This is a genomic window from Hamadaea sp. NPDC050747 (assembly GCF_040654195.1).
Lineage (GTDB): Bacteria > Actinomycetota > Actinomycetes > Mycobacteriales > Micromonosporaceae > Hamadaea.
On sequence record NZ_JBFAHM010000009.1, the window covers coordinates 357,954 to 384,466 of the forward strand.

Here is a 26,513-nt window from a genome sequence, read left to right on the forward strand (position 1 = left end):
CCGCTCATCGCCACCACAGTGGACGCGGGTCGATCCACCAGAGTAGGCGCCGACGCCGGCTCGCCTTGCGGCGTACTCGGTGGATCAGATCCGCGGCCTGGGCGACGGCCGGTTCGGCGGCCAGGTCCTCGGCCGCCTCGGCGAACTCCGCGCGGTTCACCGCGCGTACGAGGTCGTCGCCCGGTTCCACGGCGACCGCGTCGCTGACCGCGGCCACGACTTCGGTCGCTGTCCAATGTGTTCTTATTGGTACGCCGCCCAGCCGAGCGCCGTCCCGAAGTTCGGCCCAGGCTCCGCGTACGCGGGCCGCGTCGTCCGCCCCGGCGAGCCGGAGCCGGGTGCGCCGGACTCGGAGCAGCGCCACGACGGCGAAGGCGAGCGGGAAGAGTGCCGTCGTCCAGGCCAACCAGAGCCAGGATCCCGGTACGCCGCCCGGCGTTTCCGCCTCCGGCGTCATGACCTCCACGTCGGGGGCGGCCGACGGGTCGTCGCCGCCGTCCGGGGTGTCCTCGGGTTCGGCCGACAACGACGGGCGCGGCGACGCCGTCGGGGCGGCCGTGCTGGTCACAGGCGGCGCGGTGACGTCGATCGCGACCCAGCCGACCGGGTCCAGATAGATCTCCGGCCAGGCTCGGGCGTCGGCGGCGGTCACCGTCACCGGGCCGTTGCCCGTCGCGGCGCGGAATCCGACCACCACCCGGGCCGGGATGCCGAGCGCGCGGGCGAGGACGGCGTACGCGGTGGCGAACTGCTCGGAGGTGCCCCGGTCGTCGCCGGGCTGAGTCCCCGTGAGGAAGCGGACGATGCTCGGGTAGCCGCTGCCGCCCGGGGCCCGGGGATCGAAGCGGTACGTCGTCTTGAGCCAGCGGGCGAGCTTGAGCGCCTGGGCGTACGGCAGGCCGTCACCGGCCGCCGTCAACGCCAGTTCGGGGATGCGGCCGGTGTTGCCGGTGGGCAGTTCCCGGTACCGGTCGTACTTGGCCGACCGGGGCAGTTGCGCCGTCGCCAGCTGCACCGGGGTCGGGACCGGGACGGCCGCGTCGACCGCGTACGCGAGACCGGGGCGCAGCCCGTCGGTGACCGCCACCGCACCGGATTCCTCGTCGACCGCGATCGCGACGCCCTCGACCCGGCGGAGCCCGTCCGGCACGGGCAGCCAGGTGCCGGTCAGCTCGGCGACGGTGATCTCGGCGTGCACCTCGTCGACCGCGACGGCCGGGTTGGGCGCGCCACCGCGGTCTCCCCCGGCGGCGCGGTAGGTCGTCGCGGGCAGCCAGCTCTTGCCGTCGAAGTCGCCCAGCACCGCCCAGCGCAGGGTCACCGGCCGATCGGCGGTGACCCGCAGCAGCGGTTGCTCCGGGTGTACGCCCCAGCGCCCGACGAGGCTGAGCGGATGCGTCTGCGGCGGCGCCTGGACCGGCGCGATGACGTACGCCCGCAGGTCCGGCGGGGCCGCGGTGACCCCGCTCAGCAGCGGCGGGGCCAGGAGGAGGGTGCCACCGGCGAGCGCCACGGCGACCAGCGCCGCCGAGGCGAGCCGGAGCAGCCGCGGAACGGCTCTACGCGTATAAGCCGGAAGTGGACGGACCACCACGAGCAGGAGGGCGAGAGCGGCGATGAGCAGCGCGGTCCGGCGGTAGTTCGTCCCGGCCTGCGGTCCGGCGAGCACGAGCATCGCCGCTGCCAGCGCCACCAGCGGCAGCGCCGCCGCGCCAGGACGACGGCCGCGAGCCAGCGCGGACGCGGCCGAGACGGCGAGCCAGGTCGCGGCGACCGGCAGGATGAGGGTGTCCGCCCGGGCCGGCACGGGTGAGGCGCTGGTGAGCAGACGCGCGCCCGCATGGGTGACCGCGTCGGTGAGGTCGAGCGGACCCGGAAGCCAGCGGTTGAGTCCGATGAGGACGGCTACCAGGCCGACGGCCGCGATCGGCAGATGCCAGCGGCGGCTGGGAATCAGGCCGAGCAACGCTGCCGCCAACGACGCGCCGGCGATCGCAAGCAGGGCTTCGCGTCCGTTGTAGAGACCGGCGATCTGCCCACCCGCCGCGGTGCCGGCGACCGCGAGCGCTAGCGCGAGGACGAGGCGTTCCACAACCGATCCTGCAGGGCGTTGACGAGATGGGCGGCGGCGGGGGCGAACACCGCCCACTTCGGCGGGTCGTCGGGAGTCGGGCCGACGACGGCGGCGGCGACGCTGCGATACCGCGCCGAGAGCGGCCCGAGCAGGGAGAGGTCGGCTTTCGTCCCGGTGATCAGGAGCACGGCGTCGCCTGCGGTATGCAGGGACAGGCGGGCCCGTAGCTCGCCGACGTCGCCGCCGCCGATGGTCAGCCGCGCCGCCGCGAGCTGGTCGAGGCCGGTCTGGGTCTGGCCGATCGGACGCTCTCCCCCGGTGCCGGAGGCGAACATCATCCGCAGGCTCAGCCCGCTATCCACAGTCGACACGACGACCGACGCGGCCACCTCCACCGCCTCCTCGAACGCGTCGGAGTCCGGATAGGACGCCAACCGGTCGTCGAGGACGAGTACCAGCCGGGCGACGGCGGCGTCGACGTGCGTCCGGACCATGAGCGTGCCCGCCCGGGCCGACGTACGCCAATGGACATGCCGGAGGTCGTCGCCGGGAACGTATTCGCGCAGGGCGTGGAAGGTGATGCTGCCCGCGTCGACCAGTTCCCGTTCGCCTTCGATCTCGGCGGCGGAGCCGTTGGCGCCCCGGGTGAGCGGGTGCCAAGCCGGCCACACCGTAAACGTCTCGGCCGGACCGGCCGGGCGGGTCACCGACCAGAGCCCGAGCGGATCATCGCGCCCGACGGTGACCGGTCCGATCTGGAACACGCCCCGGCGGCCGGTGGGGAGCGAGAAGCTGACCCGGGCCGGGATGCCCGGCTTGGCGAGCACCGCTGCCCGGCCGGACGGCAGGTCGTCGCGGTCGCCGCCGACTTCGCGGACCGGATCGGCGAAGGTGAGCAACCGGCGGAACCGGCCGAGCACCACGACGTCGGCGGTGGCGACGGCCGGTTCCCCACGGCGTACGCGACGCGGCTCGACGAGCCGGTCGACGACCACCCGGGGTGGGGACAATCCCCAGAGGGAGCTGAGGGCGAAGGCGGCCAGCCCCGCCGCCCCCAGCATCGCCATCTCCCGGTACGCCAGCAGCAGCCCGGCGGCGAGCAGGGCGGCGGAGCAGACGGCCGTCGTCAGCCCGCGCGCGGTCGGTCTGGTCAACAGTCGGGGATCGCTTCCACGTCGTCACCGTTGTCGAAGTGGAGCCACACCCAGGAGATCCAGTGGCCGTCGGTCAGCTTCAGCCAGTGGTCGCCTTCCTTGTCGTCGTGGTAAGGCCCGGCGTTCTGGTTCTCGCCGTGCACCTTGCAGACCACCGGGAAGGTGTCACCGTCGTGCACCCGGCGGACAACCGAGCCGTTGTCGTTGCTGGCGTTGTACACCGGCACGCCGGCGGCGCAGAAGTTCGGATCCGGGTTGCTCGCCGAGTCCTCGCAGTTCACGGTGGCCCGCACCGACCCGGACGCCCCGGCGTCGGTCTTCTGCGCAGCGGTGTCCGTCGCCGATCCGGCGAACGTCGTGATCTTCGCGGTGATCGTGTACTGCGTGTCGGCGGACAGCCCGGTGATCTTCGCGGGCGAGGAGCAGTCGGACACCGTCTTGCCACCGGCGGTGAAGGTGCAGGCCGCGGCGGCTCCGTCGCCGTCGGCGGTGAAGTTCACCGTGATCTCCGACTCGGTCGCACTGGTCGACGAGATCGCGATGGTCGGCGCGCTGGGCTGCGTCACCTGGTCGTAGCCGGACGGACCTTCGCCGTCGTCGTTGAAGGCCACCACCTCGACCCAGTCCAGCTTGGCGGCACTGGTGATCGTCGCGGTACGCACCGTCCCACCGGTCTCGCCGATCTTCTTTCCGTCTTCGTCGCGGATCTCGTACCCGGTGATGGGCAGCCCGTGCCCGTCCGCCGCGTTCCAGGTGACGACGTACTGGTTCGCGCTGATCTGCCGGCCCTTGACGTTCGTGGGCGCGGCCGGCGGGTAGTGGACCGTCAGCTCGTTGCTCTGCGGACTGGCGTCGCTGGCCGCACCCGCCGAGTTCCGCGCGACGACGGTGAAGGTGAAACTGTCGCCCGGGGTCAGACCGGCGAACCGGGCGTCGGTCCCGGTGACGGTCTGCGGCGGGTTCGCCCCGGCCGCTCCGCCCTTGAGCGGCGTGACCACGTAGTCGGCGGCACCCTGGACACCCGGCCAGGAAACCAGCACGGCACCGGTGTAGCAGCCGTCGGAGTCGGTCTCCAGTTTCGCGGTCGGGGCGGCCGGCGTGGCCGGCGGCGCGGCGGCGGCCGGGGTCACCGGCTCGGACAGGGCGGGCGGACCGTCGCCGACCGAGTTCGTGGCCCACACCTTGAAGCGGTAGGACGTGCCGTTGGTGAGCCCGGTGATGGTCGTCTGCAGCGTGGCGCCGTTGACCTGCACCCGGCCGCCGCCGCCTTCCTCCCAGGTGACCGTGTACGCCTCGACCGCGGCCGAGCCCGCCTTCGCCCGGCCCCAGGACAGGCGGACCCGGCCGTCCCCGGCCAGCGCCGTCACCGGCACCGGCGGCCCCGGGCGCTGCGGCTCGACCCGCACGGTCGGCGACGGCTTGGGCGACGGCGGCCGCCGGGTCGGCTGCGTACCGGGCTTGTCGGACGGCTTGGCCGTCGGCGACTGCTCCGGCTGCGGCGATGTCGTCGGCAGCGGCTGCTGGGTGGGCGTCGGCGACGTCTCCGGGACCGGGTCGTACTTGTCCACCTTGGACGTCTTGCCGTCCTCGTCCACCATGACGGCCGTGGTGGTGTCGGGCGCGTTGATGAACAGGTGCTGCTCGCGTACCTCGAGTTCGACGGCGGTCTGCGCGGAGCCGACCTGGATCGTCCCGGCGGGCTGGCCGGACGGCGTCACGACGCGGACGGCTCCGGTCGTCTGATCGGGGATGTAGACCTTGCCCGCGAAGCTGACGGCGGGCTGCGTGGTCGCCGCCTGGGCCTCGGCCGGAGTCAGCGACATGGTCGCGACCGGGCCGCCCTTGGCAACGTCGGCGATGGTGACGATCTTCTTCTCGGTGGGCAGCGTGATCGCCACCGCCGAACCGATCGTCCGCGCGGGCAGGACCGCGCCCGCGAGGGAGACGGGTGAGGTGATCTTCCTGGTCGGCGACTCGCCGACGACCGCGATCTGGTCGCTGCCGCGATCGACGACGAGCGAGCCCTGGTCGAGCACGGTCAGCGCCTGCTCGTGACCAGGGGTGGAGACCGCCTCGGTCCGCACCACCGCGATCTGCCGATCCTTGACGACCAGCGCGATCGCGACGCCCTGGCTGGGCACGCCGAGCCACAACCGGCCCGCCTTGTCGAACGCGCCGCCGACCAGCGAGCCGGAGAGGCGTACCTGGTCGCCGATCGCCTGCAGACTGCCCGCGTCGACTGGGCGGACCAAGCCACGCGTCCGGTCGACGACGATCGCCGTCGCACCGTCGAGGAGAACCGCCGTGTCCTCGGCCGTGCCGAGGTCGAGCGAACCGGAGAAGCCCATCCGGGTCAGGTCGATCGAGGTGACGCGCCCGGTGAAGAGGTCGTGGAGGATCACGAAGTGGTCGCTCTGCGTGACCCGGACCTGATGGCCCTGCGCGTCGATCATCGGCTGGCGCAGCGACACGCTGCCGGAGACCGCGTTGACCTGCGACGCCTCGCCAACCTGTTTGCTCCACAACCACGATGCGCCGTCGGCGATCGCGGGCTGCTGGCCCGTCACGCCGAGCGCGAAGACGGTAGTGCCGAGGGCCGCCACCAAGGCGAGCACGATCCCCGCGGGGTAAACCTTTCCGAGCCTTGTCAGGTGCCGCAGCCGCATCTTCATCGTCCCGGTGCCTCCACGGTCTGATGTCATTCGAAGAATGTGGATCCGCCGCACCCACCACAAGCGACGTCAGCGTATCGCGCTGTTGTTTCGTGCGCTATACGCACCAAGCGGCCAACCGCAACAAGGCACGGCACGTGGCGGGCTTCGCCCGTTCCAACAGATCGCTGCCGAGCTGCGCGAACGCCCTGTCAGAGGGGATGACGAAGCGATCGGGAGCCGACTGTCCACTCCGGCCGGCCAGGGCCCGTTTCGTCGCCGGCGCGGCGGTGATCACCCGCGCCATCGCCTTCTCCTCGCCACGACCGTCCTCATCGGTCACAACCAGAATTCGGTCCGCTGTGGACAAAAGCACCCGGGTGGTGCGGCTCGCGTGGACCCCGAGATCCAGCAGGAGCACGCTATGCCGGTCGCGCAGATCCTCGACCGCCTCCAGCGTCACCTGGTCGGTCCACATCGTCTCCGCCGCCACCTGCACGCCCGCGATCGGCGGAGCGGCGAGCAGGCCCGCGTACGCGATCCGGCCGGGCCACAACGCGGCCAGGGTCGCACCGATCCCGGCACAGACCGAGGTCGCCCCGACTCCGCCCGCGCCGGAGCAGACCGCCACGACGCGGCCGCCCGCCGGGAGACGCCGGAGCGCGGCCGCCGCCGCCCGTTCCTCGGCGACCTCGTCGGGATCGGTGAACCACTTCACGATCGGCGCTTCACGGAGTGTCGCTTCACGGAGTGTTGCTTCACGGCGTGTCGCTTCACGGCTTCGCCAGCGGGTCGGCCAGCTCGGCGAGGCCGGTCGCCGCGACCAGGACGGCCACGGTGGCCGCCGCGACGAGGATCTCCGCCACGCGCAGCAGGCGGCTGCGCCCGACGCGGCGTGCGCGGCGAGCCCCGAATGCCATCGTAAGCACCAGCACCGCGCCGAGCGCGGCCGGCAACGCCCAGGCCCAGCCCAGCAGCAGTACGCGTACCGCGCCGGACAGCAGGATCGCGCCGGTCGCCAGCCGCAACGGCAGCTGCTGACCGGTTCGCTCGAACAGCCGGGAGCGCAGCCGCAGCAGCAGCGCCAGTCCGAGGGCGAGCGCGATGTCGCGGTAGTCGCCGGTGCCGATCAGGACTGCGCCGCAGACCCCGGCCCCGGCCGCCAGACCGATGAGCCCGCCGAGAAGATGCTCTCCGGCGACGCGTAGCGACCGGTCGACCTGCTCCGGCGGCACCGACTGCGCGGCGGCCCGCAGCCGGAAGGACGCCTCCGCCAGGCCGCCCGCCCCGAGAGCGAACCGGGGCAACAAGCCGACGCCGAGGACGACGAGCACCGGCACGATCCGCAGCGGTTGCCGGACATCGGAGCCGAGTGCCACCCAGACCGCCACCGCTGCCGCAACCATCGCGCCGACGAGGAGCGCGGTCGCGAGCGGACGACCGACCCCGAGCAGACGGCTCGCGATCGTCACGACTCCAGCGGCGCAGACGATGGCGGCCGCCACGGCCACGACCGGAACCCGGTCGAGCAGAACGGTGCTGAGCCACCCGGCGAGTGCGGCCCACGCGCCGGCCGCCGCGAGCAACGCCGTCACCGGCCCGCTCCCCGTACGCCGACGGCCCCACCAAGCAAGCAAGAGCGCCACGACGACGGCCAGACCGGCGGTCGCGGTCGCCGTCCAGGTCGCCGACCGAGCCGCCGGGAGCAGGATCGCTCCACCCAGGACCGTCGCGGCGGACCAGAGCGCGAAGGCCGGTTGCAGCGTCCCGCCGAGCCGGTCCTCCGTCACCGCCACATGATCCGGCCTTCCCCGGATCCCGCGCAACCCCGGCCGCGGATCCCCGTGCCCCCGCTGCCTGGCGCCGCCCCGGCTCCGCCGCTCGGCGCGCTGCGTTGCCGCCAGATCAGGGTTCTCGGTCGAATCATGGTCCATGATTCGACCGAGAACCGTGATCCAGCGCTAACGGGCCGGCGCGTAAGAGGGCAGCGCGTGAGGAGGACGGAGTGCAACCAGATGGCGGCGAGAAGCGTCGGCAAGGTGTGACCGTGATCGAGCTGGGCGTACCCGAGGACCACGAACCGGGGCCGCCGCCCGCCCCGCCCTGGCTGCGCGAGTGGGGCGTACGCAGGCCGCTCGCGGCGCTCGCCGCCGCCGTGGTCTGCCTCGCCCTGCTCGGCGCGGCGGCCCCCGCCCGTCCGAAGGTGCCGGTCAGGAGCATCGGCGGGCTCTCGTCTCAGGACGGCTACCAGATCTTCGGGGACACCCTGCTGGCGTTCCATTGGGGGACGTCGTCCGGGATCACGGCGTACGACTTGACCACGGGTGCCATCCGCTGGGCCAGGTCGCTGGCCAATTCGCTCGACGGTCTCGAGGATCTGGGCGACGCGGTGCTGGTGAGCACCTCGCCTCAGCTGCTCGACCCGCAGAACCCGACACAGGAACAGCTGGACGCCAACCTCGCGGCCAGCGTCGTCACGGCGTACGCCGTCGACACCGGTGAGGTCCGCTGGACTCGCCGCGGCAGCCTTTACAGCGCGGCCGACCGGAAGGTGGCGCTCATCCGGCCCCCTGGTCAACCGGGGCGTCTGGAGGCGGTGGAGGCGGTCGGCGGCACCACGCGGTGGTCGCGTCCGCTCCAGCCGGAGGGGAGCTGGCAGCTCGGCTGGCGACCTCGGAACAGCCTCTACGGCGGGTACGCCGACGGCCTGATCGAGCTGGCCGAGGACGGCACGGTGACGCTGGTGGACCTCGCGACCGGCGCCGTGACGCATACGGCGCACGTCCCGCCGGGCGGCGATCTCGCGCTGGCGTGGAACGGGGTGCTCGGCGTCCGCTACGGGCCGGTCACCCCGACCGGCGATCCCGGCGTCGACCGGCACATCACCTTCTTCGATCTCGACGGCGGACTCACTCACCTGTGGACGAGGGCGATCCCCGAGAGCGACCTGTCGCCGTGCAGTCCGGACCAGGTCTGCTCCTGGTGGCCGGATCCCCATCCGCGACGGTTCGACCTGCGTACGGGCCAGGACATCACCGCGCGCAGCGCTCAGCAGCTGTCCCTGATCGATCGGTTCCAGACCGGCCAGATCGGAATCTGGCGGGTGGTCGGCGGCGACGAGGACCACACCCTGGTCTACAGTGCCCCGACCCCGGTTCGGCGTGGGTGGGTGGGGCAGCTCGACCTCACGGATCCGGCGCCACGCGTACGGCCGCTGATGTGGCTGACCCCGGTCGATCAATGCCTGACCGGAGTCCAGTGGCTGGTCTGTCTGAGCAACACGGCCACGCCGTCGGGAGAGTCGATCGCGTACGCCGTCCGCCGCGCCGATCTGGCCGCCGAGCCCCGGCTCCGGGCGACCAGTGGCGCAGACTTGAGACCATGACCGAGCTGGAGAGCCGCTGGCGGCCGTTGCGACTGCTGCTGGAGGGCGTCGATCAGCAGATCGCGTCGATCTACGTGGACGCCGGGGTGGACGGGATGCGGACTCGCTTCGTCGGGCCGCTGATCCACCTCGGCCGGCGCGGCGCGATGACCGTCCGCGAGCTGGCCGAATCGGTCGAGGTGACCCATTCGGCGATGAGTCAGACGGTCGCGGCGATGCGCTCCGCCGGGTTCGTCGCCGACGCGGACAACCCCGACGGGCGTACGCGCCGGGTCCAGCTGAGCGACCGCGGCCAGGCGGTGATCCCGCTGCTGGAGGCGGAGTGGCGCGCGACCGAGGAGGCCCTGGCCGAGCTGGAGGCGGAGATCCCCTATCCGGTCACCCAGGTGGTGGCCGACCTCACGGCCGCGCTCGCGAAGCGGTCGTTCCGCGAACGCTTGGACGCCCGCCTGCGCCCGTGATCGTCGCGCTTTCGGGACAGCTGGACACCCGTTCCCGTCCTTGATCGTCGCACTTTCCGGGATAACGCGCCTTCCCCGCCCCCAGGAGACCGCGATATCCCGGATAACGCGCCAGCGCCAGCAAAGCGCCAGCGTCCACCAGCAAAGCGCCAGCCCGCGTGCTAATATAGTGAGCGTGGCTCACTATGAACCAGCGTCATTATGAATCGGCATCACGAGGCGCTGAACCAGTTGATCGAGTTCTCGGTGCTGCTGAACGAGGACATGACGACCAGCCTCGGGCGCGCCGGCCTGACCACGTCGCGGACGCACGTCCTCTGGGAGCTGGCCGCGCACGGCCCGATGAGCCAGCGGCAGCTCGCCGAGCGGCTCAAGGTCAGCGCGCGTACCGTGACCGGTTTGATCGACGGGCTCGTCGCGACCGGATTCGTGACGCGTGAGCCGCACCCGTCGGATCGGCGGGCATTCCTCGTGACCTTCACCGAGCAGGGCTCGCGAACGGCCACCGCTCTCGTCAAGGGTCAGGAGCAGTTCGCCGAGCTGCTCTTCGGCGACATGGACGGCAAGCGTTTCGAGGAGTTCACCGCCGGGCTCGCCGAGGTCCTCGAACGGTTCAAGCACGGGTTGGCCACGCAGACCTGGGAGGCGTCGTGAAGCGACTGATCGCGTACGAGCTGCGAATGTGGCTGGCCCTGGGCCGTTGGATCGCGCGGCGCCCGCCCCGGGGCGGGCGGCCGTTCCGCTACGCCGCGCCGGTCGTGCCGATCATCTGGACGTTCATCGTGCTGTCCGCTGTGGAGATTCCGATCGCGGACCTGTTGCTTCCCTGGCACAGTGTGCGGATCGCGATGCTCGTGCTGGGCGCGTGGGGCGTGACCTGGATGGTCGGGCTGCTCGCGAGCATGTATGTCAACACGCACACGATCGGCGAGGAGGGCATCACCATCCGGTATGGACTGAACATCGACTTCTTCGTGCCGTGGGAGGCGATCGCGGAGGTCCGCGCGAACAAGCGTCCGCTGCAGACCTCCAAGACCATCCACTTCGATCAGACCAGTGCCGGGTCCGCGCTGAGCGTGGCCGTGGGCAGCCAGACCGCCGTCGACCTCGTTCTCGCCGAGCCCCGAGTGGTACGCCTGCCGTCCGGTGACAGCGAGCCGGTCACGGAGATCCGCGTCAACGCGGACGACCCGAACGCCTTCGTCGCCGAGGCGCGCGAGCACCTCAGTCGACGTCGTGCGGAGTCCGCCTCGGCGCGCTGACGGGAGCCTGGCGCGGGCGTGGGATGGACGGCCGGCGGAACCGCCGCCGATCGCGGCCCTTGGGCCGGGTCAGCAGCGCGCCGACCACCGAGATGACGGTCAGCAGCAGGACGACGACGGCGATCTCCGGCCGCGGCGTCCCACTCGCCGTGGTGTTCGGCTCGGTGAGGAAGTCGTACCAGACGAGGATCGACTGGATCAGGGTGATCGCCGTGAAGACGAAGATCAGCCGGTTACGCCGCTCGTCCCGGTCGTTGAAGATGCGTTCGCGGTGCAGGCTGAACAGGTCGCGCAGGGCGGCCGTCCGCTCCTCCAGCGTCTCGGCCTCGGCGGTGGTGCTCCACGCCTGGGCGGCGGCCTGGCGTACGCGCAGTCGTCCGGTGGTCAGGTAGCGGCCCTCCTGCCCCAGCAGCAGGTTGCGCATCGTGACGTCCTCGGTGAGCGACAGGACGTCGACGTATTGGGAGTCCACAGTGATCAGGCTGTGCTCGTCGGCCTGGCTGAGCCCGACGAGGTGGTCGGCGATGTGCCGCTTGGCCTCGTCCACCACGATCCATTCCTGGGTGGCCACCATCAGGCCCTCGACCACCTCGTGCACCAGGCCCGGCCGGCCCATGGTGTGCACGTTGGTCATGCCGAGGCCGACGTGGACCGTCGCGCCATGCGCCAGTTCCACCGGTACGCCGTACCAGCGGGCGTTGGGGAACTCGACGCCGGGCGGGGCGTCGACGCACAGCCGGTGCCACCACAGCAGCGTGCCGCTGTCCATCGCCGACGGCGGCAGCGGCCGCAGCAGCGACGGCTCGACGACCTCGGCGATCCGGGCGCTCCACTGCGAGATCATCGGCTCGACCAGCCGGGTGACCGGATCCTCGTACTGCTTGAACCGGTCGCAGTCCTCCGGGACGTCGAGGTCGAGCGAGATGTCGTCGGGCAGGTCCAGTTCGATGACCACGAAGGCGATGGCCAGGCTGCTCACGTAGAGCCGGACCGGTGTGCCCTGGACCTGGGTGGCGCCCGAGAAGACCATCGTCTCCATCCGCTGGTACACCGACCCGACCACGTCGAAGAAGAGGTCGGCGTCGTCGACCGCGGCGTCCGACTGGAACTCGGTGAGGCCGCTGCGCAGCATGTCGGCCAGATGCTCGCGGCCGCCCGGCTTCATCAGCGCGCCCAGCGAGAAGCGTACGGGCAACAGGAAAGTCCCGATCTCGACGATGCGCAACGCGCGCCCCTCCCCAGGTGCGTGGTCAGCGGATGCGGACGGCCAGGATCCAGTCGCCGTGACCGGCGTGTCCCGCTTCGGCCGTCCAATCGGGACCGAGCATATCCGCAACCCGATCGGGCGGTAGATACAGCGGGGTGCCCGGCCCGAAGGAGGTGCACCACAGCAGCTGGCCGCCGACGCCGAGGATCCGGTCGAACTCCCGGAAGTCCGGTACGCCGTTCAGACTGACCAGGAGCGGCACCGACCCGTCCCGGAACGGCATCCGGCGCACGTCGGCCGCGACGTAGGTGACGTGCTCCAGCGCGGGCGCGCCCGACAGCATGGAGACGTTGACGTCGGTGGCCACGACCGGCGGCCCGACCCGGGCGAGCAGCTCGGTCGCCTGGCCGGTCCCGCAGCCGATCTCGACGATCCAGCCGGCCGGGCGGGCGTGCTGCAACCCGGCGGCCACGCCGGCGGCGTACCAGGGCTGCTCCTGTGCCCACTCCGTCCACTCCGGAGCCATCTCGTCGTAGGTGACGGCCAGCTCCTCCCACGTCTTGTCGTCGTCGGGATCGGCGAGCACCCGTTCCAGCGCCAGGCGACTGCGATGGGTGGACGCGTTGAGCTCCGGCGGCGGCGCGTCAGGAATCTCCACGGGGTCGTACCACAGCTGCACGGGCATACCGAGCAGCGTACTCACATCACCGCAAGGAGGCGGTTGATGTGCTGGGGCGGGCCGGGAGCGCCGAAGTGCCAGCCTTGGGCGAGGTCGCAATCCAGCCCGGCCAGCAGCGACGCCTGCGCCGCGGTCTCGACCTCCTCGGCGGTGACCGTCAGCTTGAGGGTGTGCGCCAGACGGACGACCGTGGCGAGGATCTCGATGTCGGCCGCGCTCGGCCCGGCCGGCCGGCGCAACGCGGAGACGAACGGTCCGGCCAGCTTCAGCGCGTGGATCGGCAGGTTGCTCAGGTACGCCAGATTCGAGTATCCGGTGCCGAAGTCGTCGATCGCGATGCGTACGCCGAGGTCGGCGAGCCGGTGCAGGACCGCCAGCGGTTCGCCCTTGGTCGCCATCAGCGCGCTCTCGGTCAGTTCCAGTTGCAGCGCGCCGGGATCCATGCCGGTCTCGTCGAGGATCCGGCGCAGGTCGTCCACCAGGCCCGGTTCGGCGACCTGACGCGGCGACAGGTTGACGCTGATCAGCGGCTGCCAGTCCGGATGCTCCCGGCGCCACCGGTCTGCCTGCGCGCACGCCTCCCGCAGCACCCAGTGACCGAGCCGGACGATCAGCCCGCTCTGTTCGGCCATCTCGACGAACCGGTCCGGGCCGAGCAGCCCATGCTCGGGGTGCTGCCAGCGGACCAGCGCCTCCACCCCGGCCGGTACGCCGTCGTTGAGGTCGACGAGCGGCTGGTAGTCGAGGAAGAACTGCTCGGCGTCCAGCGCGGCCGGCATCTGGGCGGACAGCCGATAGCGGCTGACGGCCTGCGCGTGCCGATGATGGTCGAACACGGCCGACCGGTCGCGTCCGTCGCTCTTGGCCCAGTAGAGGGTGGTGTCGGCGGCCTTCATCAGCTCCGCGGCGGTGGTCCCGGCGGCGCGGCGGTCGACGACGCCGACGCTGGCCGCCACGCTGAGCTTGTGCCCGCCGAGGACGACGGGTTCCCGCACGACCGCCAGCGCCTGGTCGGCGAGGCGGACGAGGTCGGCCTCCCCGGGCGACTCCTCGACGAGGAGCACGAACTCGTCGCCGCCCATCCGCGCGACCAGCCGGCCCGGCCCGGACAGGCTGCCGTGCAACCGCTCGGCGACCGACCGCAGCAGCTCGTCGCCCGCGTCGTGGCCGAGCGTGTCGTTGATCATCTTGAAGCCGTCGAGGTCCAGATAACACACCCCGACGCGGGCGTCCGGGCGCGTGTCGGACAGGGCGGCGGCGAGCCGCTCGAAGAACACCGTGCGGTTGGGCAGGCCGGTCAGCGGATCATGGGTCGCCTGGTACGCCAGCTCGGTCAGCAGCCGATGCTGCTCGGTGATGTCCTGCACCATCCCGACGGCGAACCGGGGAGAGCCGTCCTGCGCCCGGATCAGCGAGACGGCCAGCTCCGTCCAGATCTCCTCGCCGTCGCGCCGGTAGTACGCCTTCTGCGTACGGAAGTGGTCGGAGTCGCCGCTGAACAGGTGGGCCAGATCGGTCCAGACCGCCGGATCGTCGGACGGATGGGCGAAGTCGCTCGCCGACAACTGCCGCAACTCGTCGATGCTGTACCCGAGCATCTCCGACAGCGACTGGTTGACCTCCATGATCCGGCCGCGCAGGTCGCCGATCCCGATGCCGATCGCGGCGTCGGCGAAGACCGCCTGGAAACGCGCCTCGCTTTCCCAGCGCGCCTGTTCAGCGGCCGCCCTCGCCTGCATCGACGCGATGTGGATGCGCTCCTGCTCGGCCAGGGTGCGTTCGCGCAGCGCTTCGGCGTACCCGCCGGCCAGCTCGGCCAGCACCCGGCGCAGCCGATCGTCCTTGTGCACACTCGCGGCGTACGCCGACAGCCGGTCGCCGAGCGCACGCAGCGTCCCGGTGATCGCCCCGACGTCGGTGAAGTGCGAGGAGACCAGGGCGGCGCCGATCGACCGGGCCGGGCCGAGGTCGTCGCCGGCCGCGTCGAGCAGGACGAGGATCTCCTCCACCCGGCTGGTCAGCCGGGCCGCCAGGGCGGTCCGTCCGATCACGACATAGCTGGTCTCGGCGATGGCGTCGGTCCACGCCCCGGCGACCTCGGACGGATCCGGCGGTTCCATGATCTGGCGCCCAGGCCGTCAGGAGACCCGGCCGACGCCCGCGAACCCGGGATACTCGTACGCCTCCGGCCCGAGCTCCTCCGGGGCGTCCGGCCGCCACAACGGCGTCTGCACGACGCCGGGGTCGACGAGGTCGAGGCTGCCGAACAAGGCCGCGATCTCCGGCTGCGACCGCATCGTGACCGGGCTGGCGGTCTTCTGATACAGGTTCGCCGCCTGACCGAGCTGTGCCGCCTGCCGGTCCGGGCTGGCGTGCGAGATCGCCACATGGCTGCCGGGCGCGAGCTGGCCGGCGATCCGCGCGATCAGCTCGATCGGCTGCTGCTCGTCCGGAACGAAGTGCAGCACCGCGATGAGCAGGACCGCGGTCGGCCGGGCCGGGTCGATCAGCGCCTTGACCCGCTCGTCGGCGAAGATCGTCTCCGGGTCCCGGAGGTCGGCGCCGATGACGGCGGTCCGATCGTTGTCCTCCAGGATCGCCTGGCCGTGCGCGACCGCCACCGGATCCCAGTCCACGTAGACCACGCGGGCCTTCGGGTCGAGGTCCTGCGCCACCTCGTGGACGTTGCCGACGGTGGGAATGCCGGACCCGAGGTCGATGAACTGGTCGACGCCCTGCGCCGACAGCGCCCGCACGGCGCGCCGCAGGAACGCCCGGTTCTCCCGGGCCAGCTGCGGAACGTTGGGCATGGCCTGGAAGACCTGCTGGGCGAATTCGCGGTCGACGGCGAAGTTGTGCGAGCCGCCGAGATAGTAGTCGTAGACGCGGGCGACACTCGGCCGGTCGAGGTCGAGATCGGCGGGGGCCCAGCGAGGACGTTCCATGGGGCGATCTCCGACTGTCGGGAGGGGACGCGACGCGAGAAGCATATGCGGTATTCCTGCAAGTTGCACCCGGGCAGCGGACGGTCCCATCGTTACGGTGAGGGCATGAAGATCTCCATCGGACTGCCCAATCCCGTCCCGGGAGTGTCCGGCCGCCTGCTCGTCGACTGGGCGCGCCGGGCCGAGGAACGCGGCTTCGCCGGGCTGGCCACGATCGACCGGATCGCGTACCCCAATCACGATTCGCTGACGACGCTGGCGGCGGCCGCCGGTGCGACCAGCCACATCGGACTGATGACGAACATCCTGCTGGCCCCGCTCTATCCGGCGCCGCTGCTCGCGAAGGTCGCGGCCAGCGTCGACCAGCTCTCCGGCGGCCGGCTCACGCTCGGCCTCGCCCCAGGTGGACGCCAGGACGACTACGAGCTGACCGGGGTGCCGTGGAACCGGCGCGGGCGCGTCTTCGACGACAGCCTCGCGTACCTGCGGAAAGCCTGGCAGGACGGCGCGGCCGTGCCGGTCCCGGTCCACGACCGGCGGGTGCCCGTCCTCATCGGCGGCACCAGCGACAAGGCCGTCGAACGCGTGATCGCCTGGGGTGACGGGTGGACCGCCGGCGGCGCGCGGCCCGACCAGGTCAAGCCCTTCAACCAGCGAGTACGCACAGCGTGGGCGGATGCCGGGCGCGCCGGTGAGCCCCGGCTGGCCACGCTGGCCTACTTCTCGCTCGGCGACGACGCCGAACAGGAGTCCCGGGAGTACCTGAGCCACTACTACGCCTTCACCGGGGACTTCGCGAAGATCATCGCCGACGGAGCCCTGCGTACGCCGGAGGCGATCCGCTCGGCGGTGGCCGCGTTCGAAGACGCGGGCTGCACCGAGCTGTACCTCGACCCGACCGCCGCCCGGCTGGATCAGGTCGACCGGCTCGCCGACCTCCTCCTTTAGCGGGTCTGGTCGGCCGACTCGCGGTCGATGCCCATCGTCAGCAGATGCAACGCCAGCGCCCGCGCCTGTTCGCGGATCTCCGGCGCGGCGGTCGTCTCCCACAGCCGGCCGCGCCGGGCCGAGCCCAACGCGAACAGTGCGGGCGCCCGATGACTCCGGCCGGACACCGTGCCGTGCTCGTCAACGGCCAGCCCCAGCTCGTGCGGCCCGGGTGCGGCCAACCCGTCCGCGACCAGCGATCGGACCAGCGGATCCCGATCGGTCAGCCGGCCCGGCCCGGTACAGTTGATCACCGCGGCGTACGCCTTCGTGTCGATGCCGCCGTGGCCCCGGATCACCGCCTCGATCCGGCCGTCCGGCAGCGGCCGCAGGCCGCACACCTCCCCCGCGCGGACCCGGAAACTCCTGTCCCGCCGCCGCGCCTGGATCGACGCGGCCACCTGCGGCGCCATCCGGTGCCGGTGCACCTCCCAATACCGCGCCACGTGCCGCAGGAAGCGCCGCTGCTCATGCTCCGGCAGGCGACGCCACATCCGGTCCCAGTGCGGTCGCAGTCCGTCCATCACACCGCGCCAATCCCCCGTGGTCGCGGCCTGAGCGCGTACCCAATGGAGAAGCGTGGCCACACTCGTGGCCGGCGGCGGCGCGACCTCCCGGCGGACCGACGGCGCGTGCGCCCGGGGCAACAGACCGTGGCGCGACACCGCGGTAATCTCGCGGTCCGCGAGGCTCAGGGCCACGTCGACCGCGGTCAGGCCCGTCCCGATCAGCAGCACCGGGCCGTCGGCCACTCCCGCCAGCACGTCCTCCTGCCAGGGATCATGAATGTACGCCGAAAGCCGCCGGACGTCGTCGCCGGCCGCGATCGGGTGCCTGGGGGCCGGATTGCCGACCGCCAGCACCACCGCGTCCGCTGTGAGCACGACACCATCGGTGAGCAGCACAGTCAGCCCAGCATGGGACGCCTCGAAAATGCGGCTGACGGTGCCCCGATGAACGGTGAGCTTCCCCGGAGCAACCTCGTCGACCGCACGCAACGCCTCGGTCAAGTAGTCGCCGTACCACCCCCGCGCGACGAAATCGCTCCCCTCGGTATGCGGATCCCGGCGACGGCACCACTCCAGAAAGTCCTCGGGCCGATCCGGGTCGACGCTCATCGCCGAAACGGGCGAATTCAGCAGATGCCAACGCGCCGCCGTCGAGTACGCCACCCCACGGCCGGGCCGCGCCTGCGGGTCGACCATGATCACGGACCAACCCGTCCGGACCAGCTCCCGAGCAGCGACGACGCCACTGAACCCGCCTCCGACGACCACCGCTACGGCCATGACGCGCCCCTTTACCTACAATTCCTATCGACACCATAGGATATCCCCGGCCCTCGGCGCCACCCCCTCCCGCCGACCCCCTCCCGCCGATCATGAACTAACGGTCGTGCTCGACGGCGTGGCGGTGCCCGGAACACCATGATCGCTCCCCCAAGTTCGTGATCGACTCGGGGTGTCCATCCGGCCCGCCGAAACTCCGTGAGAGGCGACACGGGATACCGAGATGCGCGCGGCCCGCCGGATCAGGTACAGTCTGAACCCGTCCCGGGCGATTAGCTCAGCGGGAGAGCGCTTCGTTCACACCGAAGAGGTCACTGGTTCGATCCCAGTATCGCCCACACATTGTTCCAGCTCAGAAGCCCTCCAGAGGATCTTCCTCGGAGGGCTTCACCGATATTTGGTGGGTCGAACAGTCCGCAAGACCGGAATAGAGGCCTGAATTTGCGGTGTCGGCTGACCCGACCCTTCCGTATACGGCGAACCGCCGGGTGTGGTCGCGATCGCAACTACACCCGGCGGATCAGATTTCCTTACCGACGGTCCCGATGGGACGGTCGGCTCACAACGTGGAGCACTGGCCGACCCGTGGACCGCTGACGGTATTCGCCACCCCGCTGTTCACCGGTGGCGGCTCGTTGCCCACGCATCGCAATATCCCGACGATCTGGTTGCCGGAGACCACGCTCGGATCGTCGCCGGTCCGGTTGCCGATCAGGCTGACCGGGCCGACCACCCGTACTCCGCTGACCAGGACCGGGCCGGTGGTGCCGGTGATCGAAAGCGGGCCCTCAATTTGGCTACGGCTCAACTCCACCACCGTGGCACCCGTTGCGGTCACCGGCCCGACGACGCTGGCCTCGAGCGCGTACAGCCCGGCGCCCTTCTCGACCGTCATCGGCCCGATCACCTTGGCGCCCTGAGCCAGACATGTCACCCCGGCGCTGACCGTCAGCGCGCCGCTGTGCTCGCCGCTGATCACCTGGGCGCAGGTCTGATCCGTGACCTCAAGCGTCACCGGCAGCGTCACCAGCCCGTTGTTCGGGTCATCGTTGCTGACGCAGAGTTGCGCCCGGTATATGCCTGCGGCCAGCCCGGTGCTGTCCAGGGAGACTGTCACCTCGCTGGACTTGCCAGCGCCGGTGCCGTCCGAGGCACGGTCCACCGACAGCCACGGCACCTCGTCAGGTGTGACGCACGGTTGCAGATCCGGCAGCTGGACGTGGGTGATGAACCGAGCCGTCCCCTTGTTGTTCTTCACCGAGACCAGCTGGTTGGCCCGGTTGATCTCCTCGACGCCCCGCGAGCTGGTGACCAGGAAGTTGCCATTGCCGAGCTGGTAGACGCCCTGGTAACCGGTGCCCTTCGCAGGTGCGTAGGTGCCGATCAGTTTTCCGGTGGAGTCCATCTCGTATACCCCTGCGGGGCCGCCGCTACCGTAGTTCGCGGCGAGCACGTTGCCGTTGGGCAGCTCCACCATCTGGCCGGGCCAGCTGATCCCGTTGACGAAGCGGGGGTTGGCTCGGGATCCGTCCTTGCTGAAGCTGTGGATGGCGTCGCTGTCGCTGGCTGAGATCAACATGTCGTTCTCACGGAACAGGATGCCCCATGGACCCTTCATACCGTCGGCGCCGGGGGCGACGAAGGTGCCCAGGTACTTGCCGTCGGCATCGAATTCGACCACCGACTGGGCGTTTGCCTGCGCGGCGACCGTCACCAGCACGGTGCCACGCGGAGACAGTGCAATACCCCGCGTGTTGGCCATGATCCTAGGGTCGTACGCCCCGGCGGACGGGGCGAAGACACGGCGGAAAGTGCCGTCCAGGCTGTACTCGGTGACCACTCCGTTTATCTGGTCGGACATGAGGAACCCGCTGCCGTCCGGTTTGGCCACGATATGGAACGGCGTGTACAAGGTGCTGGTCGGATCGAACGAGACGTGCGGGATGAACTGCGGGTCGATGAGGTTTCCCGTCTGCGGGTCGAACGCCATCACCCCGCGCGTACTGCTGCCCGAGTTGGGAATCAGCAGCAAACCGTTACGCAGGAGCCGGACCCGCTCGTCGTCTGGTCCCGCGTCCGGGTCGTCGACCCGCCAGTCCAGCACTCCGTAGCCGGTGTTGCGGACCGTGAAGCTCTGTTTGGTGACCAACCCGGCCGGCTGCCGAGAGGAGAGCGACTTCTGCGCCACCGCGATCCGCGGTACCGGTATGACGGTCAGCGTCAGCGAGATCCTCGTGTTCGGCTCGTCCTGGTCATTGCTGGCCAGACAGAGGTCAGCCCGGAACACGCCACCGTCATCCAGGCCGGTCGAATCGAGCGTGATCTCGACGCTCTGATCGGTGAACGGGGCCAGGTCGCCCTGTGCTGGGGTTACTTTCGCCCAGGACGGCCAGGAGCAGCCGGCGCCCTCCCCCGTGGCCCGCCAGGTCAGCGGGGCGCCGCCGGCGTTGCTCACCTTGACGGTGTGGTTCTCGCTCTGCGCGACATCCATGCTGCTGCTCAGCGCGGCCCGATCCACGGTCAGATCCGGAACGGCGGGCAGCACGGCGACCGGGAAGTGGGCTGCGGCGACCGCCGGCCCGTCCCCGCCGTGCCGGGCATCGGTCGTCAACTCGATCGAACCGAAGAGCCACTTGTCCCGGGGGGTGCCGGTGACGTCCAGGGCGATGGTCAGGGTCTGGCTGGCTCCGGGCGCCAAAGTGAACTGCGTCGGCGTGACGCTGATCCGTACCCCGGTAGGCGCCTTGGCTGCCACCTGCCAGGTCGCGGTCACTCCGGCCACGCTGGACACCGTACGGGTGAAGGTGCAGACCTGGAGGCAGTGGTGCTCGACGACGGCCGGCAGATTCAGGGTCTGGGGATCGCCACCGCTCTCGGGGTCGGCCGCGATGAAGTTCGCGGCCGTCTCATCCAGCACCAGTCCGGCCCGGGCGGCCTGGTCCAGGTTGATCCGGCCGGAGCCGACGTCGAACGGGTCGGCCGGGGTGACCCCGTCCTCCTTCCGTACGCCGTCCCGATCGGCGGTGACCGCCAGCGCGGAGCGGATCCGGGTCGGCGACCAGTCCGGGTGCAGGGCCGCCAGCAGCGCACCTGCCCCGGCCACGTGGGGCGAGGCCATGGATGTGCCCTGCATGAAGGCGTACTGGACCGGGTTGGTGGCCGTCGCCATCGTGGCGGCAAGGATGTTGCGACCAGGGGCGGCGAAGGTGGGGGCGAGCAGATCGAACTGGCTGGGTCCGCGGGAGCTGAAGTCGGAAACCAAGTCGGTCCACGTCGGATTGCGTATCACTTCACTGCCGGTGCCCACGTGCACCTGGACCGGAGCGTTGATGGTCGTCAGGTGCTCACGAAGCCGTAGCCCGTCCGCCAGAGCGACCATCACCGCAGGGATCTTGCTGCCCTTCAGCTCGCCCATCGTGATGGGCGGGCCGGCGAACTGGTTGTGCACGATCACGCCGGTCGCGCCGGCGGCGGCGGCGTTGGCGACTTTGACGGAGAAGTTGCAGCCTCCGCGGGTGATCAGCGCGACCTTGGCACTGAATGCGCCGGCCGGGAAGGTCTCACAACCCAACTCGTTGCCAGGCTCGGCGGTGCCCGAATACCGGAGTTCACCCTCGATGGGCGGGATCGGTGAGCCGTCGCCGATCACAGCGGGAATGCCGGTAAGCGACGGCGGCACCGGTCCCGGCGCGGTCACATCGAGCCGATGGGCGATGACCCGCTCTTGGTCTACCGAGGCTACGGAGGCGTTCCACGGCGCGGTCTTCGCCACCGTCTCCGCGCCCGGTCCCTCGTTGCCCGCGGAGGCGGCGATGAAGATGCCGGCCGCGTACGCCTCGAGGAATGCCTGGTCGACGAGGTCGTTCCACGGGTTGTCCGACCCGGAGATCGAATAGTTGAGGACGTCGACGCCGTCGGCGATCGCCTGGTCCACGGCGGCGATCGACGCCGACGAGAGGCAGCCGATGCTCAGACAGACCTTGTAGGCGATGATGTTGGCTCGGGGCGCCACCCCGGAGACTGTGAGGGTGTGCGAGTCGGTGCCAACCTTGATGGTGGCCTGGTGCCTGTTGCCGGCGGCGGTCGAGGCGGTATGGCTGCCGTGGCCGTTGTCGTCGCGAGGGTCGGTACCCACAAACGACCAGGCGCCGATCAGCTTGTCGTTGCAGATCGCCCGGTAGTTCGGGTGGTTCGGAGCGCAGACGCCGACGTAGTTGCCCGTGCCCATGGGGTTGGTGTGCCGGTAGCCGTCACCGTCTACCGCGGCGAACGACGGGTGGTCGGGGTTGATGCCGGTGTCGAGTACGCCGACGATGACGCCCTCACCGCGGGTAGCGACCTCGTCGGGAGTCCGGCCCTCCCAGACGGCCGGCGACTGGATCTGCGTATTGCTGGTGTCGGTGGTCAGCTTCAGAGTCTGGTCGGGTACGACCGCCGCGACCCCCGGCAGGTCGGCCAACCGAGCAGCCTCTTCCGCGCTGGCCTCGATCGCCAGTCCATTGACCACGTTCTGATACCTGTGGGCGACCCGCACGGACCGGCCCAGGCTCGCCGCGATCTCATCCACCACTGTGTCCTGCTGCCGAGCCAATTCCTTGAGATAGGAGGCGCTGGCGGTCGACCGGGTGTTGATCTTTTTACGGGAAGCCGCACCGGTCTTGCTGACGGCCGCCAGTGACGGCTTGTCCAGCCGCAACAGCCAAAGCCCGCTCTCGGGCTGCGACAACCGGGCGGGCGCCGGTGTGCCGGGTGTCTGCCGCCCGCCTGGCTGCGGCGTACGGGCAGGGGTCGCAGCTGCGGGCACGCTCAACGTGCTGAGCAGCAGCGTCCCCGCCGCCAGCGCCGCGACCACGCGGCCCGGCGCCTTCCAGGAAAGAAAGTTCCGACGAAATAGGGGTGGTGCCACCGTGAGCTCCTCACTATGCGGCGCAATACTCATGTCTCGCTGCTGTGGCGGAGCAGCGTGTGCTCCGTGGGGCGCGCTTGATCATGCAACCTAAAGTGCTCAGACAGGTTGGGGCAACGACTTGGGCGTCGTCGGTTGAACAGATCGGGCTCGTTGATCGGACCTTGTGGAGGTACGCGGACAGCTCCGGTGGAGGACGGACCCACAATGGACTGCCCAAGCACTGCCGCCGATGCAGCCGAACGGGGCGGAGACCTACCTCATCAGGATGGCTATTCTCCTTCGGCGCCCGATGGAGAGCCACGGTTGGCATGGTCGACAACCTGCCGTTGCCCGCACATTGGACTGTCGCCCAGATCACCCGCCACCTTCACCGGGTGGTCCTGGCCGCACCCAGCTCAGAAGCCACCTGGAGGATCTTCCTCAGGTGGCTTCTTCGATATCGGGGGGCAAAGGCGATGCGCTTTACACGCCGGGCACCCACTCATCCGCACATCCGATGTTCGAAAGCGGCAGGGTCAGCGCCGTCGGATCAACTCAGCCGAATGCTCAGCCGCCTGGTCTGCTCCACCGCTGCCGTTGCTGCTGCCTCGATCAAGGGGTCCAACTCACGGACTCAGCCGACTTGGTATCGGCTGAACTTTTGGATCGCGTTGGGCGTGACCGGGGGTGAAGAAGTTGACCATGTTGCCGTCGGGGTCGCGGAACAGCAGGGCCCGGTTGCCCCACGGCATCGTCGTGGGCACGTTCACGAAGTCCTCCACGACCTCCTTCAGGTCCTCGTACAGCGCGTCCACGTCGTCCACCAGGAACTCGATGATCGCGGTGTGGTTGTCGGCCGGACGGGCCGAACCCGGCGCGAACAGCGCGACCGTACGGGCGCTGCCGATGGCCAACGTACCGTGCGCGGTGCCCAGCTCGGCGAAATCCTCGCTGCCCCAGACCGCAGACACACCCATGACCTTCTCGTAAAAGCCGACGAGGCGGTTGATGTCATCGGTGATAACGCGGGTCGAGACGAAGTCCATGGTGAGCGCTCCCTTATCGGTGGTTCGTACTGGTCGACATTCACGCTAGAACGGATACTGGACAGAAACGGTCCGGTATCCTCGATACGCTTCGGATATGGCGCGACCGACGGCCCAAGTCCTCACGCTGCTGGAACTCCTGCAGTCGGGCGGCATTCGCACGATGGCCGAACTCGCCGACCGCCTCGATGTCCAACCGCGCACTGTGCGGCGCTACGTGGACCATCTGATCGACCTGGGCGTGCCGGTCGAATCGTTGCGCGGCCGCTACGGCGGATATCGGCTCGCCGCCGGCTACCGTCTGCCGCCCCTCATGCTGAGCGACGACGAGGCCCTGGCCGTGCTGCTCGGCCTGGTTGCCGGACGGCGCGCCGGGTTGGCAACGGCGACGGGTACGGCGAGCGAGACGGCCGCCGCGAAGATCCGTCGGGTCCTGCCCTCCCGGGTCGCGGATCGGCTGGACGCCGTACTCCAGTCCCTCGCCTTCACGGCTGACCCCGGCGACGTCCCCGTGCCGCAGACTGGCGTCCTGCTCGCCATCGCCGACGCGATCCGCCGCCACAGCCCGCTCTCCATCCAATACACCGCGGACCGCGGCCTGCGCAGCGTTCGCACCCTGCATCCGTACGGGCTGGTCAATCACTCGGGCCGGTGGTACGTCACCGGGGTGGATCCGGAGATCGGTGAGGATCGGACCTTCCGGCTCGACCGCATCGCGGACGCGCGGACGGTGCCTGGCTCATTCGAGCCGCCCGCCGGCCTCGATCCCGTGGAGCGTGTTCTCACCTCGATGGCACGGGTGCCGTACCGACATGAGGTGATACTGCGCATTCAGGGGACGCTGGAGCAGATCCGCAAGCGGTTACCGGCCAGCATCGCCGGGATCCGGGACGACGAGGAGGAGGGCTGGCAACGGGTGGAGATCCGAGCCGAGAGTCTCGACTGGCTGCCCGGGGTGCTGGCCGTGCTCGACCTGCCGTTCGTCATCGAGCGCCCGCAGGAGCTCCGCGACCGCGTCGTCGCCCTCGCCGATCGACTGTCGGCTTCGGGGCGCAAACTCCGGTAGCTGCCCGCACGTGAGTAGCCGGCAACCCCATCGTCGCCGGCAGAGGTGACGCGACGGGGTCACTGTTCAGTGGCTATTTCAGCGGCTGCCAGCCGGCAGGGTCAGCGGGATGGGCCAGCAGAGCGACATCGGCGTACGCCGCCGTCGCGTCGCCATGATCGTCGGGGTACCACACTGCGGAACGCGTATCGCTGGCGCCAAAGACGATGACGGCCGCTCCGTCCGCCGACCGCCACGCCGGGTGTCCGTTGACGGTTGTGTTGGGCTCCCCGTCGCGATCCTTGATCCGGCCCGACGGGTCGCCGGGGACGAACATGACATCCACGGAGAGGCTGATGGGGTCTAGGTTCTCCCCCGGCTTGACCACCGTCCCAGTCGGCACAAGTTGAACACTGGCGGACCATGCTTCGCCATGGAATCCAGGTGTGCTGTAGATCTGGGTGCTCGTACGGGTCACCGTCATGCCTGCCAGCTTGCCCGTGAGCGTGAACGGCATACGCACCGCCTGGTCCTTCGTCAGCGTCACCGACTCCGCGACTCGGCGGGCGACAGCCGCCGCTTGCGCCGGGGTGGCACCGGCACTGCCCGCATAGGACACCCGAGCCCAGGCATCCGGTGCGTATTGCCATCGGATCGCCGAGCAGGAGCCGAGTACCTGCGGGTCGGTGAGACACTCAGCAGCGCCGCCGTTGACCGGCTCGGTGGGCTTGGCCACGGCGGCGGGCGGCAGGCCGAGCGCCCCATCGTAGAAGTCGGAAATGGGCCGCTTCTTCGCCAGCACGGTCACGACGAGGCCGATGTCCGGACCGCCGTTGACGTAGGCAGAGTCATGGCCGCTGAAGGTCTGCTGCCATGGTGTGATGTCGGCGTGCTGACCGCCGAGACCAGCCGGAATCCAGCCGACGTTCAGCGTCCGGCTTAGCGGATCGAACCGCACCGGGGCCTCGGTGGTCGTGGACGAGATCGCGGCAACGAGAACGGGGTTGGGTGCGCCACCGGCGACCGGGGGCACGGTCTGGTCCGGTCCGCTCCCCGTTTGCAAAGCCGTGAACAACCCGACGCCTTCGGCTACGGTGACTGCCGCGAATCCAGCCACGGCTCGTTTCACGGCTCGGATACGCCGGCCCTTGGCGATCATCCCGATGCTCTTCGGCGCCATGCCGACCCGCCCGCGCCAACACCGCTCCTCTGCTCTGGTTCACCGGCGGGGCCAACTGGCCGGGCGTCACCGGTCCGTTCCTTGGAGTAGACGTTGCCCTGTCATGCCCCCGAAGACGTGCGACGGCTACATCAGGTTCTGTGAGATGACCGGCCGTTCATTGTCCGACCCCGCTGACGCCCGTGGCCCTATTCCTCAACCGTGCCGAGGTGGAAGACCTGGCCGCCCGATTTGCGCCGCGCTGGGGCACATGCCGAACC

19 protein-coding genes and 1 tRNA gene are annotated in these 26,513 nt (G+C 70.3%); 7 read left to right on the top strand and 13 right to left on the bottom strand.

Going from position 1 to position 26,513, the window contains the following annotated elements; genetic code table 11:
* Positions 1 to 4: 4 nt before the first annotated feature.
* From AB0H43_RS23490 to AB0H43_RS23510, 5 genes are all read right to left on the bottom strand, one after another.
* Complete coding sequence (locus AB0H43_RS23490) at positions 5 to 2,092, bottom strand: transglutaminase domain-containing protein (RefSeq protein WP_360002327.1); 2,088 nt, start codon at positions 2,090 to 2,092, stop codon at positions 5 to 7.
* On the bottom strand, positions 2,068 to 3,228 hold the full coding sequence (locus AB0H43_RS23495) for a DUF58 domain-containing protein (protein ID WP_360002329.1): 1,161 nt from the start codon (positions 3,226 to 3,228) through the stop codon (positions 2,068 to 2,070). Before AB0H43_RS23495 ends, AB0H43_RS23490 begins: the two co-directional genes overlap by 25 nt.
* Entirely contained in the window at positions 3,225 to 5,930 is a 2,706-nt protein-coding gene (locus AB0H43_RS23500; RefSeq protein ID WP_360002332.1) for a fibronectin type III domain-containing protein, read from the bottom strand. The genes AB0H43_RS23495 and AB0H43_RS23500 overlap by 4 nt, the downstream gene beginning before the upstream one ends.
* A 67-nt stretch (positions 5,931 to 5,997) precedes the next feature.
* Complete coding sequence (locus AB0H43_RS23505; protein ID WP_360002334.1) at positions 5,998 to 6,597, bottom strand: hypothetical protein; 600 nt, start codon at positions 6,595 to 6,597, stop codon at positions 5,998 to 6,000.
* Positions 6,598 to 6,652: 55 nt separating this feature from the next.
* Complete coding sequence (locus AB0H43_RS23510) at positions 6,653 to 7,669, bottom strand: hypothetical protein (protein WP_360002336.1); 1,017 nt, start codon at positions 7,667 to 7,669, stop codon at positions 6,653 to 6,655.
* Between the two features lie 257 nt (positions 7,670 to 7,926).
* Here AB0H43_RS23510 and AB0H43_RS23515 point away from each other — a divergent pair, with 257 nt between their 5' ends.
* The 4 genes from AB0H43_RS23515 (at position 7,927) to AB0H43_RS23530 (ending at position 10,987) form a co-directional block, all read left to right on the top strand.
* A complete protein-coding gene (locus tag AB0H43_RS23515) occupies positions 7,927 to 9,264 on the top strand; it encodes a hypothetical protein (RefSeq protein WP_360002339.1) in 1,338 nt (445 codons plus the stop codon).
* The gene (locus tag AB0H43_RS23520) at positions 9,261 to 9,725 is read left to right on the top strand and encodes a MarR family transcriptional regulator (protein WP_360002341.1); all 465 of its coding nucleotides are present in this window, start codon (positions 9,261 to 9,263) and stop codon (positions 9,723 to 9,725) included. Before AB0H43_RS23515 ends, AB0H43_RS23520 begins: the two co-directional genes overlap by 4 nt.
* Positions 9,726 to 9,926: 201 nt before the next feature.
* Positions 9,927 to 10,379, top strand: a complete 453-nt coding sequence (locus AB0H43_RS23525) for a MarR family transcriptional regulator (RefSeq protein WP_360002343.1) — start codon at positions 9,927 to 9,929, stop codon at positions 10,377 to 10,379.
* Positions 10,376 to 10,987, top strand: a complete 612-nt coding sequence (locus tag AB0H43_RS23530; RefSeq protein WP_360002345.1) for a PH domain-containing protein — start codon at positions 10,376 to 10,378, stop codon at positions 10,985 to 10,987. The genes AB0H43_RS23525 and AB0H43_RS23530 overlap by 4 nt, the downstream gene beginning before the upstream one ends.
* Here the strand turns inward: AB0H43_RS23530 and AB0H43_RS23535 are convergent.
* From AB0H43_RS23535 to AB0H43_RS23550, 4 genes are read right to left on the bottom strand one after another with little or no spacing between them, the layout of a single operon-like run.
* Positions 10,950 to 12,212 carry a hypothetical protein gene (locus AB0H43_RS23535; protein ID WP_360002347.1) on the bottom strand — a complete coding sequence of 421 codons (1,263 nt, stop codon included), beginning with the start codon at positions 12,210 to 12,212 and terminating at the stop codon, positions 10,950 to 10,952. The genes AB0H43_RS23530 and AB0H43_RS23535 overlap by 38 nt on opposite strands.
* A 25-nt stretch (positions 12,213 to 12,237) precedes the next feature.
* Positions 12,238 to 12,879: a class I SAM-dependent methyltransferase gene (locus AB0H43_RS23540; RefSeq protein WP_360002350.1), complete on the bottom strand. Its 642-nt coding sequence runs from the start codon at positions 12,877 to 12,879 to the stop codon at positions 12,238 to 12,240.
* Between the two features lie 14 nt (positions 12,880 to 12,893).
* Positions 12,894 to 14,993 (bottom strand): EAL domain-containing protein, encoded by a 2,100-nt coding sequence (locus AB0H43_RS23545; RefSeq protein WP_360002352.1) that lies wholly within the window; start codon positions 14,991 to 14,993, stop codon positions 12,894 to 12,896.
* Between the two features lie 18 nt (positions 14,994 to 15,011).
* Positions 15,012 to 15,818 carry an SAM-dependent methyltransferase gene (locus tag AB0H43_RS23550; RefSeq protein WP_360002354.1) on the bottom strand — a complete coding sequence of 269 codons (807 nt, stop codon included), beginning with the start codon at positions 15,816 to 15,818 and terminating at the stop codon, positions 15,012 to 15,014.
* Between the two features lie 105 nt (positions 15,819 to 15,923).
* Between AB0H43_RS23550 and AB0H43_RS23555 the strand changes: the two genes are divergently transcribed.
* Complete coding sequence (locus AB0H43_RS23555) at positions 15,924 to 16,766, top strand: LLM class flavin-dependent oxidoreductase (RefSeq protein WP_360002356.1); 843 nt, start codon at positions 15,924 to 15,926, stop codon at positions 16,764 to 16,766.
* On the opposite strand, the gene AB0H43_RS23560 is transcribed toward AB0H43_RS23555, so the two are convergent.
* Positions 16,763 to 18,094 carry an FAD-dependent oxidoreductase gene (locus AB0H43_RS23560; protein WP_360002358.1) on the bottom strand — a complete coding sequence of 444 codons (1,332 nt, stop codon included), beginning with the start codon at positions 18,092 to 18,094 and terminating at the stop codon, positions 16,763 to 16,765. The genes AB0H43_RS23555 and AB0H43_RS23560 overlap by 4 nt on opposite strands.
* A gap of 266 nt (positions 18,095 to 18,360) precedes the next feature.
* Here AB0H43_RS23560 and AB0H43_RS23565 point away from each other — a divergent pair.
* Positions 18,361 to 18,432: transfer RNA gene (locus tag AB0H43_RS23565), tRNA-Val, on the top strand.
* 221 nt (positions 18,433 to 18,653) lie between these two features.
* Here the strand turns inward: AB0H43_RS23565 and AB0H43_RS23570 are convergent.
* A complete protein-coding gene (locus AB0H43_RS23570) occupies positions 18,654 to 22,946 on the bottom strand; it encodes a S8 family serine peptidase (protein ID WP_360002360.1) in 4,293 nt (1,430 codons plus the stop codon).
* Positions 22,947 to 23,608: 662 nt separating this feature from the next.
* Entirely contained in the window at positions 23,609 to 24,028 is a 420-nt protein-coding gene (locus AB0H43_RS23575) for a VOC family protein (RefSeq protein ID WP_360002362.1), read from the bottom strand.
* Between the two features lie 97 nt (positions 24,029 to 24,125).
* Between AB0H43_RS23575 and AB0H43_RS23580 the strand changes: the two genes are divergently transcribed.
* Positions 24,126 to 25,094 carry a YafY family protein gene (locus tag AB0H43_RS23580; protein WP_360002364.1) on the top strand — a complete coding sequence of 323 codons (969 nt, stop codon included), beginning with the start codon at positions 24,126 to 24,128 and terminating at the stop codon, positions 25,092 to 25,094.
* 73 nt (positions 25,095 to 25,167) lie between these two features.
* On the opposite strand, the gene AB0H43_RS23585 is transcribed toward AB0H43_RS23580, so the two are convergent.
* Complete coding sequence (locus AB0H43_RS23585; RefSeq protein WP_360002366.1) at positions 25,168 to 26,253, bottom strand: hypothetical protein; 1,086 nt, start codon at positions 26,251 to 26,253, stop codon at positions 25,168 to 25,170.
* Between the last annotated feature and the right edge of the window lie 260 nt (positions 26,254 to 26,513).

Excerpts from the sequence above, each read along its gene's own strand:
- AB0H43_RS23500 (WP_360002332.1), bottom strand. The coding sequence starts at position 5,930 with ATGACATCAGACCGTGGAGGCACCGGGACGATGAAGATGCGGCTGCGG.
- AB0H43_RS23520 (WP_360002341.1), top strand. The coding sequence starts at position 9,261 with ATGACCGAGCTGGAGAGCCGCTGGCGGCCGTTGCGACTGCTGCTGGAG.
- AB0H43_RS23525 (WP_360002343.1), top strand. The coding sequence starts at position 9,927 with ATGAATCGGCATCACGAGGCGCTGAACCAGTTGATCGAGTTCTCGGTG.
- AB0H43_RS23540 (WP_360002350.1), bottom strand. The coding sequence starts at position 12,879 with ATGCCCGTGCAGCTGTGGTACGACCCCGTGGAGATTCCTGACGCGCCG.
- AB0H43_RS23545 (WP_360002352.1), bottom strand. The coding sequence starts at position 14,993 with ATGGAACCGCCGGATCCGTCCGAGGTCGCCGGGGCGTGGACCGACGCC.
- AB0H43_RS23550 (WP_360002354.1), bottom strand. The coding sequence starts at position 15,818 with ATGGAACGTCCTCGCTGGGCCCCCGCCGATCTCGACCTCGACCGGCCG.
- AB0H43_RS23555 (WP_360002356.1), top strand. The coding sequence starts at position 15,924 with ATGAAGATCTCCATCGGACTGCCCAATCCCGTCCCGGGAGTGTCCGGC.
- AB0H43_RS23560 (WP_360002358.1), bottom strand. The coding sequence starts at position 18,094 with ATGGCCGTAGCGGTGGTCGTCGGAGGCGGGTTCAGTGGCGTCGTCGCT.
- AB0H43_RS23575 (WP_360002362.1), bottom strand. The coding sequence starts at position 24,028 with ATGGACTTCGTCTCGACCCGCGTTATCACCGATGACATCAACCGCCTC.
- AB0H43_RS23580 (WP_360002364.1), top strand. The coding sequence starts at position 24,126 with ATGGCGCGACCGACGGCCCAAGTCCTCACGCTGCTGGAACTCCTGCAG.
- AB0H43_RS23585 (WP_360002366.1), bottom strand. The coding sequence starts at position 26,253 with ATGGCGCCGAAGAGCATCGGGATGATCGCCAAGGGCCGGCGTATCCGA.